The organism is Pseudocitrobacter sp. 73, from assembly GCF_008369545.1.
GTDB lineage: Bacteria > Pseudomonadota > Gammaproteobacteria > Enterobacterales > Enterobacteriaceae > Pseudocitrobacter > Pseudocitrobacter vendiensis.
In genome coordinates this window covers 34,533-50,719 of record NZ_VTZO01000004.1, presented here as the reverse complement: position 1 = coordinate 50,719, position 16,187 = coordinate 34,533, and the positions used below count along the sequence as shown (strand labels likewise).

General features: G+C 57.5%; 15 protein-coding genes. 1 reads left to right on the top strand and 14 read right to left on the bottom strand.

Annotation, left to right across the window (positions count from 1 at the left end; all coding sequences use genetic code 11):
• Window positions 1-22: 22 nt before the first annotated feature.
• The 11 genes from eutG to maeB all read right to left on the bottom strand — a co-directional run bounded on the left by eutG (window position 23) and on the right by maeB (window position 9,903).
• Window positions 23-1,210: an ethanolamine utilization ethanol dehydrogenase EutG gene (eutG, locus tag F0Q32_RS02845; protein ID WP_149461890.1), complete on the bottom strand. Its 1,188-nt coding sequence runs from the start codon at window positions 1,208-1,210 to the stop codon at window positions 23-25.
• Window positions 1,200-2,036, bottom strand: coding sequence for an ethanolamine utilization protein EutJ (eutJ, locus tag F0Q32_RS02840; RefSeq protein ID WP_149461889.1), 837 nt, complete (start codon window positions 2,034-2,036; stop codon window positions 1,200-1,202). Before eutJ ends, eutG begins: the two co-directional genes overlap by 11 nt.
• 10 nt (window positions 2,037-2,046) lie before the next feature.
• Entirely contained in the window at window positions 2,047-3,450 is a 1,404-nt protein-coding gene (locus F0Q32_RS02835) for an aldehyde dehydrogenase family protein (RefSeq protein WP_149461888.1), read from the bottom strand.
• 10 nt (window positions 3,451-3,460) lie between these two features.
• The gene (gene eutN, locus F0Q32_RS02830; RefSeq protein WP_149461887.1) at window positions 3,461-3,748 is read right to left on the bottom strand and encodes an ethanolamine utilization microcompartment protein EutN; all 288 of its coding nucleotides are present in this window, start codon (window positions 3,746-3,748) and stop codon (window positions 3,461-3,463) included.
• 81 nt (window positions 3,749-3,829) lie between these two features.
• A complete protein-coding gene (gene eutM, locus F0Q32_RS02825) occupies window positions 3,830-4,123 on the bottom strand; it encodes an ethanolamine utilization microcompartment protein EutM (RefSeq protein WP_149461886.1) in 294 nt (97 codons plus the stop codon).
• 40 nt (window positions 4,124-4,163) lie between these two features.
• Window positions 4,164-5,180, bottom strand: coding sequence for a phosphate acetyltransferase (gene pta, locus F0Q32_RS02820; RefSeq protein WP_149461885.1), 1,017 nt, complete (start codon window positions 5,178-5,180; stop codon window positions 4,164-4,166).
• The gene (eutT, locus tag F0Q32_RS02815; protein ID WP_149461884.1) at window positions 5,177-5,980 is read right to left on the bottom strand and encodes an ethanolamine utilization cob(I)yrinic acid a,c-diamide adenosyltransferase EutT; all 804 of its coding nucleotides are present in this window, start codon (window positions 5,978-5,980) and stop codon (window positions 5,177-5,179) included. Before eutT ends, pta begins: the two co-directional genes overlap by 4 nt.
• Window positions 5,977-6,660: an ethanolamine utilization acetate kinase EutQ gene (gene eutQ, locus F0Q32_RS02810; protein WP_149461883.1), complete on the bottom strand. Its 684-nt coding sequence runs from the start codon at window positions 6,658-6,660 to the stop codon at window positions 5,977-5,979. The genes eutT and eutQ overlap by 4 nt, the downstream gene beginning before the upstream one ends.
• Window positions 6,638-7,117 (bottom strand): ethanolamine utilization acetate kinase EutP, encoded by a 480-nt coding sequence (gene eutP / locus F0Q32_RS02805; RefSeq protein ID WP_149461882.1) that lies wholly within the window; start codon window positions 7,115-7,117, stop codon window positions 6,638-6,640. Before eutP ends, eutQ begins: the two co-directional genes overlap by 23 nt.
• Window positions 7,118-7,129: 12 nt before the next feature.
• Complete coding sequence (gene eutS / locus F0Q32_RS02800) at window positions 7,130-7,465, bottom strand: ethanolamine utilization microcompartment protein EutS (RefSeq protein ID WP_015963481.1); 336 nt, start codon at window positions 7,463-7,465, stop codon at window positions 7,130-7,132.
• Between the two features lie 158 nt (window positions 7,466-7,623).
• Entirely contained in the window at window positions 7,624-9,903 is a 2,280-nt protein-coding gene (gene maeB, locus F0Q32_RS02795) for an NADP-dependent oxaloacetate-decarboxylating malate dehydrogenase (RefSeq protein WP_149461881.1), read from the bottom strand.
• A gap of 188 nt (window positions 9,904-10,091) precedes the next feature.
• Here maeB and tkt point away from each other — a divergent pair, with 188 nt between their 5' ends.
• Window positions 10,092-12,089, top strand: coding sequence for a transketolase (gene tkt, locus F0Q32_RS02790; protein WP_149461880.1), 1,998 nt, complete (start codon window positions 10,092-10,094; stop codon window positions 12,087-12,089).
• A 229-nt stretch (window positions 12,090-12,318) separates the two neighbouring features.
• Here the strand turns inward: tkt and F0Q32_RS02785 are convergent, their stop codons facing one another.
• The 3 genes from F0Q32_RS02785 to aegA form a co-directional block, all read right to left on the bottom strand.
• Window positions 12,319-13,365, bottom strand: coding sequence for a DUF1176 domain-containing protein (locus F0Q32_RS02785; protein WP_149461879.1), 1,047 nt, complete (start codon window positions 13,363-13,365; stop codon window positions 12,319-12,321).
• Window positions 13,366-13,491: 126 nt separating this feature from the next.
• Window positions 13,492-14,067, bottom strand: a complete 576-nt coding sequence (nudK, locus tag F0Q32_RS02780; RefSeq protein WP_149461878.1) for a GDP-mannose pyrophosphatase NudK — start codon at window positions 14,065-14,067, stop codon at window positions 13,492-13,494.
• Between the two features lie 59 nt (window positions 14,068-14,126).
• The gene (aegA, locus tag F0Q32_RS02775) at window positions 14,127-16,106 is read right to left on the bottom strand and encodes a formate-dependent uric acid utilization protein AegA (protein WP_149461877.1); all 1,980 of its coding nucleotides are present in this window, start codon (window positions 16,104-16,106) and stop codon (window positions 14,127-14,129) included.
• Window positions 16,107-16,187 lie beyond the last annotated feature (81 nt).

Sequence of the window (16,187 nt, the reverse complement as noted above, 5' to 3'; positions counted from 1 at the left end):
CCGGCCTACGTCCTGGTATGCTTTAGTGCGCTGCCGCGTACAGGCCGACAATCTGCTCCTGGCTCACGGTGCGCGGGTTGCTGCGCAGACAAATATCGTCCAGCGCGCCTTGCGCCCAGGCGGTGTAATGCGCAGGTGTCGCGCCCACATCGCCCAGCCGTTTGGCGATCCCCACTTCCGCAATCAGCTCGCTTACCGCGCTAATGGCGTCGCGATCGTCCGATTTTTTATTTCTCAGCGCCCGGCCAATCTGGCTGAACCGTTCGCGGCACACCATTCGGTTGAATTCCATCACCGTGGGCAGCAGCATGGCATTCGCCAGACCATGGGGAATGTGCAGCGTCGCCCCTGGCTGATGCGCCATCGCATGGCATAACCCCAGCCCGGCGCTGGAAAACGCCATTCCCGCCATACATGAAGCCAGCAGCATGCTCTCGCGTGCCGCCAGGTCATGCCCGTAGCCCACCGCTTTAGGCAGCGATTGCGCGATCATCGCCATTGCGCCAATCGCCAGGCTGTCGGTAAACGGCGAGGCGTTCAGCGCGCTATAGGCTTCAATCGCATGGGTCAAGGCATCGATACCGGTCATTGCGGTGATGTGCGACGGAATGCCCTCTGTCAGCGCGGCATCCAGAATCGCCACATCCGGCATCAGGGAAGCATGCGCCAGCACCTGCTTGCGCCCGGTCGCGGCGTCGATAATCACGGTTACGTTGGTAGTTTCGGAGCCGGTACCTGCCGTGGTTGGAATGGCCATCAGCGGCAGGCGCGGTTTCAAAACGCGAGTTTCCGATATCTCTGCCAGCGTGCTATCCGGGTTCGTCACCAGCAGCGCAACGGCTTTCGCCGCATCCAGTACCGAACCGCCGCCGAAGGCAATAACACCGTCGCCGCCAGATTCACGTAACTGCGCCACCGCCGCGCAAACATCCGTAATACAGGGCTCGCCCACCGGGCACGGCCAAATTGTGGTGGCTATCCCTTTAACGGCCAGACTACGCGTCAGCGCGGCGGTCATTCCCGCCTGATGCAAAAAGCTATCGACCATCACAAACAGATGCTTCAGCCCGCGTGTCTGCGCTTCTTGCCCACAACTGCTCACCGCCCCAAGGCCGCAGAGCGTCACTGGCGGGACGCTGAACGTTTTCATGCGTTGCAGATTCAGGGTATCGAATGCCTGAAAGAGCGCCGTCTGCAATTCACTTTGCATAGATCCCCTCCGCTTTCTCGCGCCCGCTGCTGGCAATCGCCAGCGGGGTCATAAACAGACTGTGCTGCGGGAGATGCACCCGTAATTCCGGGAAGCGTTTGCGAAACAAATCAGCCACGCCGGGTTGCATACACGAGCCGCCTGCCAGCCATAAATCGGTTATCCCCTGCCCTTCGATATGTCGGGTGACAATCTCCGCCATCTTTTCGTACACCGGCTTAACCACCGGCCAAATCTCCTGCGCATTGCTGCGCTTGTACTGCTCCGCCTCTTCCAGCGAAACGCGGCGGTTGCCCGCGAGCGTCAGGGAGATGTGATGACCGCCGGTGGCTTCATCGGCGGAATAGACAACCTTGCCCTGTTTGACGATGGCGATGCCGGTAGTTCCACCGCCAATATCCACCACGCCGGCGTTATCCAGCCGAAGCAGGTCTGCCACCGCGGTCGGTTCGTCCAGTACATGACTCACCTCCAGGCCCGCAGACTCCAGCACGTTGATAGAAATACGCGCGTCGGTGCCCGGCGGAAAAGAGGTCGCCGCGTGGGTGAAGCGACAGCCAAGCTGCTCCTCAAGCGAATCGAGATGGCGACGAACAATCGTCACCGCGCCGAAGAAATCCCAGACGATGCCGTCACGCACAACGTCGGCCCAATCGAGACAAACGGCGACCGGCTGCCCCTCGTGGTCGACCACCATCGACACCACATCGCAGGTGCCCAGATCCACGCCCAGCCACAGCGGCGAGTCGCTCGCCACGGACGTTTGCTGGCATAAACGGGCAGCCTGGTGCAGACGCGGGTTGAGCCACTGTTCGTCGAATGCCATCTCGTTTTCCTTATACGATGCGGAATGCATCTACCAGCACGCAGCGGCGCAGGCGCACGAATGTCCGCGCGCTGGTCACCCCTTCACCGGTAGGTGTGGTGATGGTCATGGTGGTCCAGCCTTCCCCGCCTAATCCGAGCCCGGCAATACACGGCCCGTTTTTGACAAAAATGCTGGTATCAATGGCATTCGCCATCTGGTTCATGTTGTCGATATTGCGCGAGTGCATCGCTGCTGTGTGATGGCAGCCGCCTTCAAGGACCACCGCCAGCGCAATGGCTTCTGCCACGTTGGCGACGCGCACGACAGGCAGCACCGGCATCATCAGTTCAGTCACGGCAAACGGATGCGCAGCCGACGTTTCCACAAACAGCAAACGCGTCTGTTCCGGTACCTTCAGGCCAATCGCCGCGGCGATTTTTGCCGCATCGCGACCAACCCAATCACGGCTGACGGTGCCTTTGCCGCGTTCATCGATTTTGTTTAGCAATACCGGCTGGAGTTGCTCCGCCTGCGCCGTCGTCAGCCTGACCGCGTGCTCACCTTCCATCAGGCGCATCAGTTCATCTGCCACGCTATCGACCACAATCAGCACTTTTTCATCCGCGCAGATAATGTTGTTATCGAAAGACGCGCCTTTGACGATGGACTGGGCGGCACGCGCAAGATCAGCCGTCTCATCCACCACCACCGGCGGATTTCCCGCCCCGGCGGCAATCAGGCGTTTATTGGTATGTTTGCGCGCCGCATCAACGACCGCTTCACCGCCCGTCACTACCAGCAGGCCGATGCCGGGATATTTGAACAATCGCTGTGCGGTTTCGATATCCGGATTGGCGACGGTCACCAGCAGGTTTTCCGGGCCACCCGCGGCAACAACCGCCTGATTAAGCAGCGCAATAGCGCGTTGCGAAACACCTTTCGCCGCCGGATGTGGGGCAAACACGACGCTGTTGCCCGCGGCAATCAGGCTTATCGCGTTATTAATCACCGTGGCCGCCGGGTTGGTGGACGGTGTCACCGATGCCACCACGCCCCACGGCGCGTTTTCTATCAGCGTCAGGCCGTTATCGCCCGTCAGCACCTGCGGACATAAGCACTCCACGCCCGGCGTACCGCGCGCCTGCGCCACATTTTTGGCAAATTTATCTTCGATACGGCCCATGCCCGTCTCGTTGACGGCAAGCTCCGCTAATTCTCTGGCGTGTTTTTCACCCGCCTCGCGGATGGCGTGAATCGCCAGTTGGCGCATTGCCACGCTCTTCAGCCCCTGTTGGGCGATTTTTGCCGCCGCAACGGCGTCATCCAGGGAGGCAAAGACGCCCATTTCATGAACGTCGGCAACAGGCTGACTGCTGTCTTTCATTTTCAGCAGCACGGCTTTTACCACCTGTTCAATATCCTGTTGATTCATGATTTCTGCCCTATTTATGAAAAGTCACCTTACCGCCAGCCACCACTTCATCGACAATGCCGATAACGCACAGATCCACCGGCGACAATTCGCTGTGGTGCGCCTGACGGGCTGAACTGCCGCTGACCAGCAGCACCCACTCACCGGTTCCGGCACCGATATTGTCGATGGCCACGGCGCACTGTCCGTCAGGGTTTCCCCGGGCATCGATCATTTCCACCATCAGCAATTTGTCATGCGCCAGTCCCTGATGGCGTACGGTACAAACGATTTGTCCTGTGACGACTGCCAGTTTCATACCCGCCTCCGTGGGTGAGATTTGCCGGATGGCGCTTCGCTTATCCGACCTGTGATGAATGCGCCATCCCGCATCGAGCCATTACATGTTGTTGCTGTCGCCTTTGAAGCTTATCGGGAACACTTCTTCCAGATCGCCGTGCGGACGCGGGATCACGTGTACAGACACCAGCTCGCCAATACGCTGCGCTGCCGCCGCGCCAGCATCCGTTGCGGCTTTGCAGGCTGCGACATCACCACGAACCATGGCAGTACACAGGCCACCACCAATCTGTTTCACGCCGACCAGCTTCACGCGTGCCGCTTTAACCATGGCGTCAGAAGCCTCAATCAGTGCAACCAGGCCCCGGGTTTCAATCATTCCTAATGCTTCCATTGTGTTTTCCTCTCATTTAAGGGGTCCAGAACGGGACCGTTCATTCAACCAGTGTTTGTGAGCGACTTTCGCAGCTCACGTCAGTCTGGCGCGGCACGGCTGCCACCAACGCCAGTTCGATAATTTCTTGTACGTTACAGCCGCGGGAAAGGTCATGGAGCGGCGCGGCGAGCCCCTGAATCAGCGGCCCTACGGCGCGATAGCCCCCCAAACGCTGGGCGATTTTGTAGCCAATATTGCCCGCCTCCAGCGATGGAAAAACCATCACGTTGGCCCTTCCCTGCAACGGGCTGGCAGGCGCTTTTTGCGCCGCGACATCCGGGACGAAGGCGGCGTCAAACTGTAATTCACCATCCACCGCCAACTGCGGCGCGCGTTCGCGAACAATCGCCGTCGCCTGCTGTACGTTAGCCACACAGGGATGACGCGCGCTGCCGTTCGTTGAAAAAGAGAGCATCGCCACGCGAGGTTCTTCGCCGGATATCGCCCGCCATGTCTCGGCGCTGGCAAGCGCGATATCCGCCAGCTGCGCCGCCGTCGGCTGCGGCACCACGCTGCAATCGGCGAATCCTAAGGCTGGGCCGCTGTACTGCGGCAGCATCAGGAAAAGCGAAGAGAGCGTTTTGCAGCCAGGCTGTAAGCCGATAATACGAAGCCCGGCCCGAAGGACATTCGCGGTCGAAGAGAGATTGCCGGCAATGCACACATCCGCACTGCCCGCACTCACCATCGCGGCCGCGAACATCAGCGGATCGCGTAATTTTTCCACGGCATCCGGCGGGGTTTTCTCACCTGCGCGTGCCAGCCAACGCCCGGCAAATGCTTCACGCATCGGTAGATTGCCGTTCGGGTCGATAACCTGAATACCGTCCATGGGTATGCGGTGGTTGAGGGCAAATTGCCGAAGTTCGAATGGACTGGCGACCAGAATGGGGAATGCCAGCTTCTGCTGATGCAGAGAGTTCGCGGCTTTGAGCACGCGGATATCCAGCGCATCCGGGAACACCACGCGGGCCGGCGTGCGCAGGGCCGACTGGCGAGCGCGTTCAATAATCATTGCGCGCCTCCCAGCCGTTGCTGAATTTGATTTACGGTTAGCGGGTGCTTTGCCACGCTCAGGATCATCATCACGTAAACCGCGCTGGACAGACGGTTCAGCGCCTGCAAAATATCCGGACGCAACACGTCAAAACCGCGGGTGATAAACACCTGCGCGGCAAGCGTTTCGGTTTCACGCACTTTGGTGCGCAGTAAATTAAGCAGCGCGGCATCGCGGCCATGGCTGGCTTCCGGCACCAGATGATCGTGGTCGAGATAACGTAGCGGTTGGTGCGAAAGACGGTGCAGTTCCTCTTCGTTAAGCCCGACGATACTCTGCATCGCCAGCGGCTCATCTACCGCATCCGCACGCATGATGTTGCCCAGACGCGAACGAATATCGGCAAGCCACGGCTGCCAGGCTTCCGCCAGTTCAACTTGCAGCCATACCGCCAGGGCGATAGTGCTGTCGAGCGCCGCACGAAACGCGAGGCGCGGGTCGCTCTTGGCAACCATTTTGTCGGCGGTCAGGTGCGTGAGCGTATCCGGTTTTTTCTCTACCGGCTGACGGCACAGCTCGCAGCACGCCTGTGGGTGGCTGTCGCTGCTGGTTAAACCATGGACCCGCTGAGGTTGCTGCTGTTCGTCATCAACAAACAGGCTTCCCTGTTCATCGAGAAATTTGATGCGCAGATGACGGCTTTCCAGCAGCTCGCGAGCCGATGGCGTCAGGCGACTGTCCGCAGGGAGATGAATCTCTGCGCCTTCGCTGAGCGTATGATTCGCTCTGAGCCACGCTTCCGTGATGAAGTCTTTCATAACGATTGCCAGTTCGCAGGCCAGGCAACGTAAAGGAAACGCACGGTCGAGGGCGTGCCGAACTCAATGCTGGCGCCTTTCGGGATAAACATCACATCCCCGGCTTTGGCAATCATGGTTTCGCCTGCTTGACGCACGTGCAGCTCGCCCTCCAGTACCATGTCAACTTCATCGTAATTCAGCGTCCACGGGAAGAAGGCGTTATCCCACTGCATAAACCCGGCCGCCATGCTGCTGCCGTCTTGCTCCGTTACCAGATCCGTTAACCCCACGCAGTGCGGTTCCGCGCCGTCGAAACGGCCAAACCTGACGCTACTCCCGTCAATCACCTTCACGCCGCCCTTACCGGTCACGGATTTAAAACTCGGCTGCATGGCGCTCTGCTCAAGCGACTGCTTCTCCTTCATCACTTTATCCATCAGTTGTGTGACCAGGCTTTCGGTAAACTGCCCGGCGGGCAACTGCGCAATAATGGCTTCGCGAATGCGCTGGCTGTCGCTCTGAGGTTCAATCGCAGACGGCGCGGTTTGCTCATCGCATTCACGAATAGCAATGCCGAGCTGGTCAGCCACTTCCCGCGCTTCAGGCGTGATAATGCTGGCACGCAGCACAACGGCGAGTTCTTTTGCACCATCCGCATGGGCTGCACGAATATCGTTAGCGGTAATGAGTTTTTTCACCTGCCCCTTCCTCCTGTTCGGTAAGCTCGGCCAGATAATCGATCAGGCTCTGCACGCTGTGTGGGTCGTGGCTGTTGAGCTCGAAAATTGGCGACTGAAATCCTGCTGCCTGCAAAAGCTGGCGGGTATACGCCACGTCCGCTCCGGGCAGGTCCGTTTTACTGATCACCGCGATATGCTGTTTACGCGCGCCAATATCTAATAACCCGGCGGGTAATCGACTCTCTTTATCGTCTGCGGCGTGAATATAAATAAGCGTTTCTACATCCTGTAACGACGTTATTAGCGCGTGATACCAGCGTGGATGGCTAAAATATTCCCCCGGCGTATCAATATCGCCGTTGTCATTAAATTCCACGGCCTGCGTTTTACGCGCCAGCGTGTAATTTCCCTGTAATGCGTTAAAGAGCGTGGTTTTCCCCGCACCGACGGCCCCCACAAAAGCAATGCGTTTCATCGCCCCTCCGGATTAGCTTTTTGTCAGGCTGCACAGCGTGTAATTTAATAAACGCCCCAGGCCTGCGACCGTCTGCAATAAGGCCTCTTCCACTGCGCCAACGGAGCCGTAGATAACCAGTGCGCCGCTGAATCTGTCGAGAAAACCAATGTGGACATCCGCGGCTTTCATCGCTAAATCACCGGCAATCATCGCGGTTTCGCCGGGTGTGAGCGTCATAATGCCGATAGCACCCGCCTCGGGAACGCCAATTTTCTTGGCCAGTTCTTCGCCCGGATGCGCAATAAGATGCGCCAGCGTGACCTGTTTCCCCGGAACAAATTCCTGAATAATGCGTTCTTTATCCATGACTCGCCGCCTCCGCTAAAACGTGCCTCATCGTGGCAATTTTTTGGCAGAGTAAATAACAAAATTCGGCAAGGAGATTTAAAAGGAGAGGTAGATCACTAAGAACGGAAATAAAAAAGGCGCGGATAACTTTCCGCGCCTGATATTAATTAAATCGCTTACAGTGGCTGCGTTTGTGCCTCAACCACCGCCAGCGCCACCATATTCACAATGCGACGCACAGAAGCGATCGGCGTCAGAATATGGACCGGTTTCGCCACGCCCATCAATACCGGGCCGACGGTGACGCCTTCCGAGCTGGAGACGCGCAGCAGGTTATAACTGATACGCGCGGCTTCCATATTCGGCATCACCAGAATGTTTGCCGAACCTTTCAGCGGGCTGTCCGGCATGCGGTCGGCGCGGATGCTTTCCACCAGCGCGGCATCACCGTGCATTTCACCGTCAATCATCAGCTCCGGCGCTCGCGCTTTCACCAGCGCCAGCGCATCGCGCATTTTGCTGGCTGACGGGCAGTCAGACGAGCCAAAGTTCGAGTGAGACAGCAGCGCCACGCGCGGTTCGATACCGAAACGACGCACGCTTTCCGCCGCCATCAAGGCGATTTCCGCCAGCTGTTCCGGCGTCGGATCGTTGTTGACGTAGGTATCGGCAATGAAGGTGTTGCCGCTTGGCAGCAGCAGGGCGTTCATCGCACCGGCGGTATGCACGCCATCGCGATAGCCAAACAGCGGCTGAATCACGCCGTAATGCTCATGATAGTCGCCGATGGTACCGCAGATCAGCGCATCCGCTTCGCCGCGATGCACCATGATTGCGCCAATTACCGTGGTGTTGCTGATCACCGCGCGCTGCGCCTGTTCCGGGCTGATGCCACGGCGTTTCATCAGGTTATAGTACTCATTCCAGTACTCTTTAAAGCGCGGGTCAGATTCATTGTTGACGATTTCGAAATCGACGCCCGGTTTAATTTGCAGGCCCAGTTTCTGGACGCGCATTTCGATAACGCTCGGACGACCGATCAGGATCGGTTTCGCCAGCCCCAGCGTAATCAGCTCCTGCGTCGCGTGCAGTACACGCGTGTCTTCCCCTTCCGCCAGTACCACGCGTTTTGGCTCTTTACGCGCCTGGGAGAAAATCGGCTTCATGAACAGGTTGGTTTTGTAGACAAACTCGCTCAGTTTTTCGACGTAGGCGTCAAAGTCGGCAATCGGACGCGTCGCCACGCCGGAGTCCATCGCGGCTTTGGCGACAGCCGGGGCGATCTTGACGATCAGGCGTGGATCGAACGGTTTTGGAATGATGTACTCCGCGCCAAAGCTCAGATCCTGATCGCCATAGGCCGATGCCACCACTTCGCTCTGTTCCGCGTGCGCCAGCTCGGCAATCGCGTGCACCGCCGCCAGCTTCATCTCTTCGTTGATCGCCGTCGCGCCAACGTCCAGCGCGCCACGGAAGATAAACGGGAAGCAAAGCACGTTGTTGACCTGGTTCGGATAATCCGAACGACCGGTACAAATAATCGCATCCGGGCGCACTTCTTTTGCCAGCGGCGGCAGAATTTCCGGCTCCGGGTTAGCCAGCGCGAGGATCATCGGCGCCCGCGCCATTTTCTTCACCATCTCCTGGGTCAGCACTTTTGGCCCGGAGCAACCGAGGAAAATGTCCGCATCGGCAATCACGTCATCCAGCGTGCGCTTGCCGTCATCGTCCACCGCATAAGCCGCTTTGGTTTCCGCCATATTGGCTTCGCGGTTTTTATAGATGACGCCTTTAGAGTCGCAGACCACGATATTGTGTTTCTGCATCCCCAGCGCCACCAGCAGGTTCATACAGGCAATTGCCGCCGCACCCGCGCCGGACACCACCATGCGCACGTCGGAGATATTCTTCTCAACCACACGCAGGCCGTTGAGGATAGCCGCCGTACTGATAATCGCCGTGCCGTGCTGGTCATCATGGAACACCGGAATGTTCATGCGTTCACGCAGTTTCTGCTCGATGTAGAAGCACTCAGGCGCTTTGATATCTTCGAGGTTGATGCCGCCGAAAGTCGGCTCCAGCGCCGCGACCACATCGATAAATTTGTCGGGATCGAGTTCGTCCACCTCGATATCGAACACGTCAATACCGGCGAATTTTTTAAACAGGACGCCCTTACCTTCCATTACCGGTTTACCGGCCAGCGCGCCGATATTACCGAGGCCAAGCACCGCCGTACCGTTAGACACCACTGCCACCAGGTTGCCACGGGCGGTGTATTTGTACGCGGCTAGCGGGTCCTTCTCAATTTCCAGACACGGCGCGGCAACGCCAGGTGAATAAGCCAGCGCCAGATCGCGCTGCGTCGCCAGCGGTTTTGTCGGAGAGACCTGAATTTTCCCCGGAACCGGGAATTCGTGGAAATCGAGGGCACTTTGTTTTAACTGCTCGTCCATTTGGGGTTCCTTTCACGTATCGAACTAAAAAGTGATGCGCCACGGTCTGGCTGGTGGGTTCACATTGTTATTGGTATATGAGGAACATGTTACCAAGTATCGAAAACAATGCTATGCCTGTCTGCTATGCTTTTTTGTTATGCATCTCATAACTTATCAAGATCGCCACTTTTGCTAAGGAGTCGTTAATGTCACGAAGAGATCTCGCTAATGCCATCCGTGCCCTGAGTATGGATGCCGTTCAGAAAGCCAATTCCGGACACCCTGGCGCGCCAATGGGCATGGCGGATATTGCTGAAGTCCTGTGGAACGACTTCATGAAACATAACCCCACGGACCCAACGTGGTATGACCGCGATCGCTTTATTCTCTCTAATGGCCACGCTTCGATGCTGCTCTATAGCCTGCTGCACCTGAGCGGTTACAACCTGCCGATTGAAGAGCTGAAAAATTTCCGCCAGCTGCATTCCAAAACGCCAGGCCACCCGGAAATTGGCTATACGCCAGGCGTTGAAACCACAACCGGGCCACTCGGCCAGGGGCTGGCGAACGCGGTAGGTCTGGCTATCGCCGAGCGCACGCTGGCCGCACAGTTTAACCAGCCAGGGCATGAGATTGTCGATCACTATACTTACGTATTTATGGGCGATGGCTGCCTGATGGAGGGGATTTCGCACGAAGTGTGTTCCCTTGCCGGGACGCTGGGGCTGGGCAAACTGATCGGTTTTTACGATAGCAACAGTATTTCGATTGATGGTGAAACCAAAGGCTGGTTCACCGACGATACGGCGAAACGCTTCGAGGCCTATCACTGGCACGTGGTACATGAAATCGACGGACACGATCCGCAGGCGGTGAAAAAAGCGATTGAAGAGGCGCAGAGCGTTAAGGATAAACCGTCGCTGATTATCTGCCGTACGGTTATCGGTTTCGGCTCGCCGAATAAGGCCGGTAAAGAGGAAGCACACGGCGCGGCACTGGGCGCGGAAGAAGTCGCGCTGGCGCGTAAACAGCTTGGCTGGAATCATCCACCGTTTGAAATTCCAAAAGAGATTTACAAAAAGTGGGATGCCCGCGAGCGCGGTGAGAAAGAACAGCAGAGCTGGACAGAGAAGCTCGCCGCGTATCAAAAGGCGCACCCGGAACTGGCGGCGGAGTTTATCCGTCGCATGAGCGGCGGCTTACCGGAAAACTGGGCGAGTACCGTGCAGGCGTACATCGAGAAAATGCAGTCGGAGCCAGCGAAAATTGCCAGCCGCAAAGCGTCGCAAAATACGCTCAATGCCTATGGCCCGATTCTTCCGGAGCTGCTGGGCGGCTCGGCGGATCTCGCGCCCAGTAATTTAACGATTTGGTCCGGCTCGAAATCACTGAAAGAGGATCTCGCGGGCAACTATATTCACTACGGCGTGCGTGAGTTTGGCATGACCGCTATAGCCAACGGGATTGCCCACCATGGCGGCTTTGTGCCCTACACCGCCACCTTCCTGATGTTTGTAGAATACGCGCGCAATGCCGCACGTATGGCGGCGCTGATGAAAGCGCGGCAGATTATGGTTTATACCCACGATTCTATCGGCCTTGGCGAAGATGGCCCGACGCACCAGGCGGTGGAGCAGCTTGCCAGCCTGCGGCTCACGCCAAACTTCAGCACCTGGCGTCCGTGCGATCAGGTGGAAACTGCGGTGGCGTGGAAGGCGGCGGTGGAGCGCCACCACGGCCCAACGGCGCTGATCCTCTCCCGACAAAACCTCGCGCAAATGGAGCGTACGCCGGAGCAGGTTCGGGAAATCGCGCGCGGCGGTTATGTGCTGAAGGATGCGGGCGGTAAGCCGGACCTGATTCTGATTGCCACCGGTTCAGAAGTGGAGATTACCGTGCTGGCGGCAGAGAAACTGCGCGCGGATGGTGTAAACGTGCGGGTAGTTTCGCTGCCTTCAACGGATACGTTTGATGCGCAGGATGAAGAGTACCGTGAGTCGGTACTGCCTTCCGGCGTCAGCGCCCGCGTGGCGGTCGAAGCAGGCATAGCTGATTACTGGTACAAATATGTCGGCCTGAAAGGGGCGATTGTCGGGATGACCGGCTATGGCGAATCGGCGCCTGCGGAGAAACTGTTCCCGTACTTTGGCTTTACGGTTGAGAATATTGTCGAGAAGGCAAAAGCGGTATTGAAGAAGCGCTAGGTTATGGCGCAAATGCCCGATGGCGCTGCGCTTATCGGGCCTACGAATGGATGTTCCTACGGGCGGATATTTTGTAGGCCGGGTAAGGCGTAGCCGCCACCCGGCAATGGCTCCCGCAACATGCCCGATGGCGCTTCGCTTATCGGGCCTACGAATGGATGTTCGCATGGGCGGATGTATTGTAGGCCGGATAAGGCGTAGCCGCATCCGGCAATTCTCCGCACCACACCTACCCGGTGATCCACTGGGTAGGCCACGCATCGGCACCCTGCCAGTTATCGCACTCCGGCTGCCCCGCATAGCGCACTAAACGGAAACGCTGCCCATCGTAGCGCCAGCGGGTTTGCACGCCGCAGTCGCCCAGACCGCGTCCTTTCTCCAGCGTGATAAGCTCGCGCGTATTTTCATTAAAGGTCAGGTTCATCAATTCGACGTCACGATTGTCCTGCCCGGAAGGCAGGAACGGCAGACGCAAACGTACCGGATGCGAGGCATGGGGCTTTTTACGCGACACCAGCCAGGCACGGTAAATCGTGTTATAGGCGCCAGATTCACAACTTATCATCATCAGCGCTTTATCATCGGTGAGTGCGGTGACCCACACTTCACGGCGCAACGGATCCAGCGAGCACTGGGTATTGTTCATCCGCCAGGTGCCATAATCGAGCAGATCGTTATATTCATCGCGGTTGAGCGGGGTCGGCGTCGGGTTGACTTTGGCGACGGTTTTCAGCGCTGGCGCAGGGGGTACGCTCAGCGGCGGTTCGTCGCCCTTTCTCACCCACGCCGTTTCGCTGCCAACCCGTTTTTGCTGCGAATCGATAAACAGCAGCGCGGCTTTTAGCCCTTTCAGAGAAATCACCTGGACCCCTTTTTGCAGGGTTATCGCTTGCGCATCCTGTACCTGTTGCAAAAACGCATCTATCGTCGCGCTGTCTTCCGTGGCGAGAAGCTTTGGCTGAACCTTCCAGTGCTCTTCCCCACGCTGGAGCGGTTTATCATCCAGCAGCAGTCGCGGCGCAATCGGTGGTACGGCGGCGACCGGATTGACCAGACCGCCCAGTTCGATACGCAGCGCAGCGTCCATATGCGCGCCCGCACTGCGGCTGAGGGTCATCACCAGACCGTGATGCAACCCCACGTTACGCGTGACGCAGAAATTCTGATTATTGCAGGTAACCAGCCAGTCGGAAAAAACCTGCTGGACAGGAGACGCCCACGTCAGAGACGTTGGGAGCAGCCCCAAAAACAATAAGAGAAGAACGCGGTAACGCATGAACGGTACAACCCCAGAAGAAAAAAACATCAATTTACCGGGGTATCTTCAACGCCATGAGCGCTGCGCTCAATCGGATTTGTCGGATTGATTCATATAAAATACATAATTATTTCTTTAGTAAAATCAATTCATTAAACCAGAAGATTGCAAATACTGTAGCAAGATCACCGTCTTACCGTCGCAGATTTCACCGCGCGCCATCATCGCCAGCGCCTCGGTAAATGGGATTTCCAGCACTTCAATGTCTTCATCGTCGACGCCACCACCCATAGTCTGTCTCTGGTTATCGTCGTATTCGCCAATAAATAAATGCACGATTTCCGTGACGCCGCCTGGTGACATATAGAGCTGGAACACTCTGCGCACCTCGCCAACCTGATAGCCGGTTTCTTCTATCGCCTCTTTGCGAATGCACACTTCCGGCTCGTCATTATCCAGCAGACCCGCGCAGGTTTCGATTAATCGCCCGTCAGCGTTGCCGTTAACCCAGGTGGCGACGCGGAACTGGCGAACCAGTACCACACTTTTTTTTCGCGGGTTGTAGAGCAGAATGGTGGCACCGTTACCCCGGTCATAAACTTCGCGCTTATGCCGGATAACGTCGCCATTTTTGCGGGTTAAATCGTAGGTAATATTGCGCAGAATAAAGTAGTTATCGGAGAGGACTTTATCTTTAATCAGTTCAATCTTAAATGACATACGGGCTCCACAACGCGATTCGAAGCGAACCATACTACGCCGTGGCGCCCGTTTTGTCGTTAATGTACGCTGTGCGTTTTCACACCTAACCAGTCGATAATACCCTGGGCGGCATGACGACCCTCTGCCATCGCGGTCACCACCAGATCGGCTCCGCGCACCGCATCACCACCGGCAAACACTTTCGGATTCGTCGTCTGATAACGATAGCGGCTTTCAACATTCGCGCGAATGCGCCCCCAGTCATCCACCTCGACGCCCTGGGCGCTCAGCCACGGCATGCTGTGCGGATGGAAACCAAACGCCATAATGACCGCATCGGCAGGCATAACAAACTCGCTGCCCTCAATTGGTACGGGGCGTCGGCGCCCCTGGCTGTCGGGCTCACCCATCGCGGTGCGGATGAACCGAATCCCGTTCACCTTGCCTGCGTTATCCAGTTCGAGCGTCAACGGCTGAACGTTGAATTCAAATTCCGCCCCCTCTTCTCGCGCGTTTTTCACCTCTTTCCTGGAACCAGGCATGTTGGCTTCATCACGCCGATAAGCGCAGGTTACCCTGGCGGCACCATGACGCAGCGCGGTGCGCACGCAGTCCATCGCCGTATCGCCGCCGCCCAGCACCACCACATTTAATCCGGCGGTGTTGATGAACGGCTCGTTCGGCAGTTCGTTCAGCCCCATCACATTTTTGGTGTTGGCGATCAGGAAAGGCAGTGCGTCATACACGCCAGGCGCATCTTCGTTGGCTAAATTGGCTTTCATCGAGCGGTAGGTGCCCACGCCGACAAAGACCGCATCGAACTCTTCCAGTAGGTCATTCATCATCACGTCTTTCCCGATTTCGCAGTTCAGCTCAAAGCGAATGCCCATCGCGGTAAAGATTTCACGGCGTCGCGCCAGCAGTGATTTATCCAGCTTGAAAGAAGGAATGCCGAAGGTCAGCAGGCCGCCGATTTCCGGGTGGCGGTCAAACACCACAGGCTCCACGCCCTGACGCACCAGTACATCGGCACAGGCCAGACCTGCCGGGCCCGCACCGATAATCGCCACGCGTTTACCACTTGCCGCTACCGGGCCCACTTCAGGCCGCCAGCCCTTCGCCAGCGCCTGGTCGGTAATGTAGCGCTCAAGGTTGCCAATGGTGACTGCGCCGTGTTCGTCACGCACGGTGCAGGCGCCTTCGCAGAGACGGTCCTGCGGACAGACGCGTCCGGTAATCTCCGGCAGTGGGTTAGTCTGATGCGACAGCGCCACCGCCGCATCGATATCCCCGGCTTTCACCCGCTCGATCCACTGTGGAATATGGTTGTGCAGCGGGCAGGTCCATTCGCAAATACTGTGCTCGCCGCAGGTCAGGCAGCGGGAAGAAGCCTGCTGCGCCTGATCTTCACTGAGCGGCAAGTAGATTTCCGCGAAGCCGGTTTTTCGCGCGTCAATCGCCAGTTTGTCGGCTTCACCACGCGCAGGCGTTTGCGCCATCTGCTGACGTTTACTGAGCATGATGGATTGCTGGTCTGTGCTTTCGCTGTGCCACGGCTGGGCATCGCGACAGGCCGCCTGCATGCGGCGGTTTTTCGACATATCGGCCAGACGCTGCGGGCTTACCAGCGCCAGCGCATCCGCTGGGCAGTTTTCCACGCAGGCCGGGCCGCCATCACGCCCGTCGCAAAGGTCACATTTTTGCGCATTGGCCTTTACCCGCCCATCGGCGGCGGGCGTCAGGACAATCTGCATGGTGCCAAACGGGCACGCGACGGCGCAGGATTTACAGCCGATACATTTGCTTTGGTCAACCAGGATTGCATCATCGCGTTGACTGATAGCGCCATTCGGGCAGCTTCGTGCGCACGGCGCATCTTCACAGTGGCGGCAGGTGACCGCGCTGCGCTGCGTCTGATTTCTGAAGACGGTGATACGCGGTTGAAAACGCGCAGGCGTTAAGACATGCTGTTCATGGTTATGCGACATTACGCAGGCAACTTCACATGCCCGACAGCCAATGCATTTTTGGCTGTCAGCCATTATAAAACGGTTCATAGCGTCCCTCTGTCCGGGTTATATAAGCTTTATATTTATAAGGTCTATTTATTAGCCGAGGAGCTATGCAGCAGGCAATGT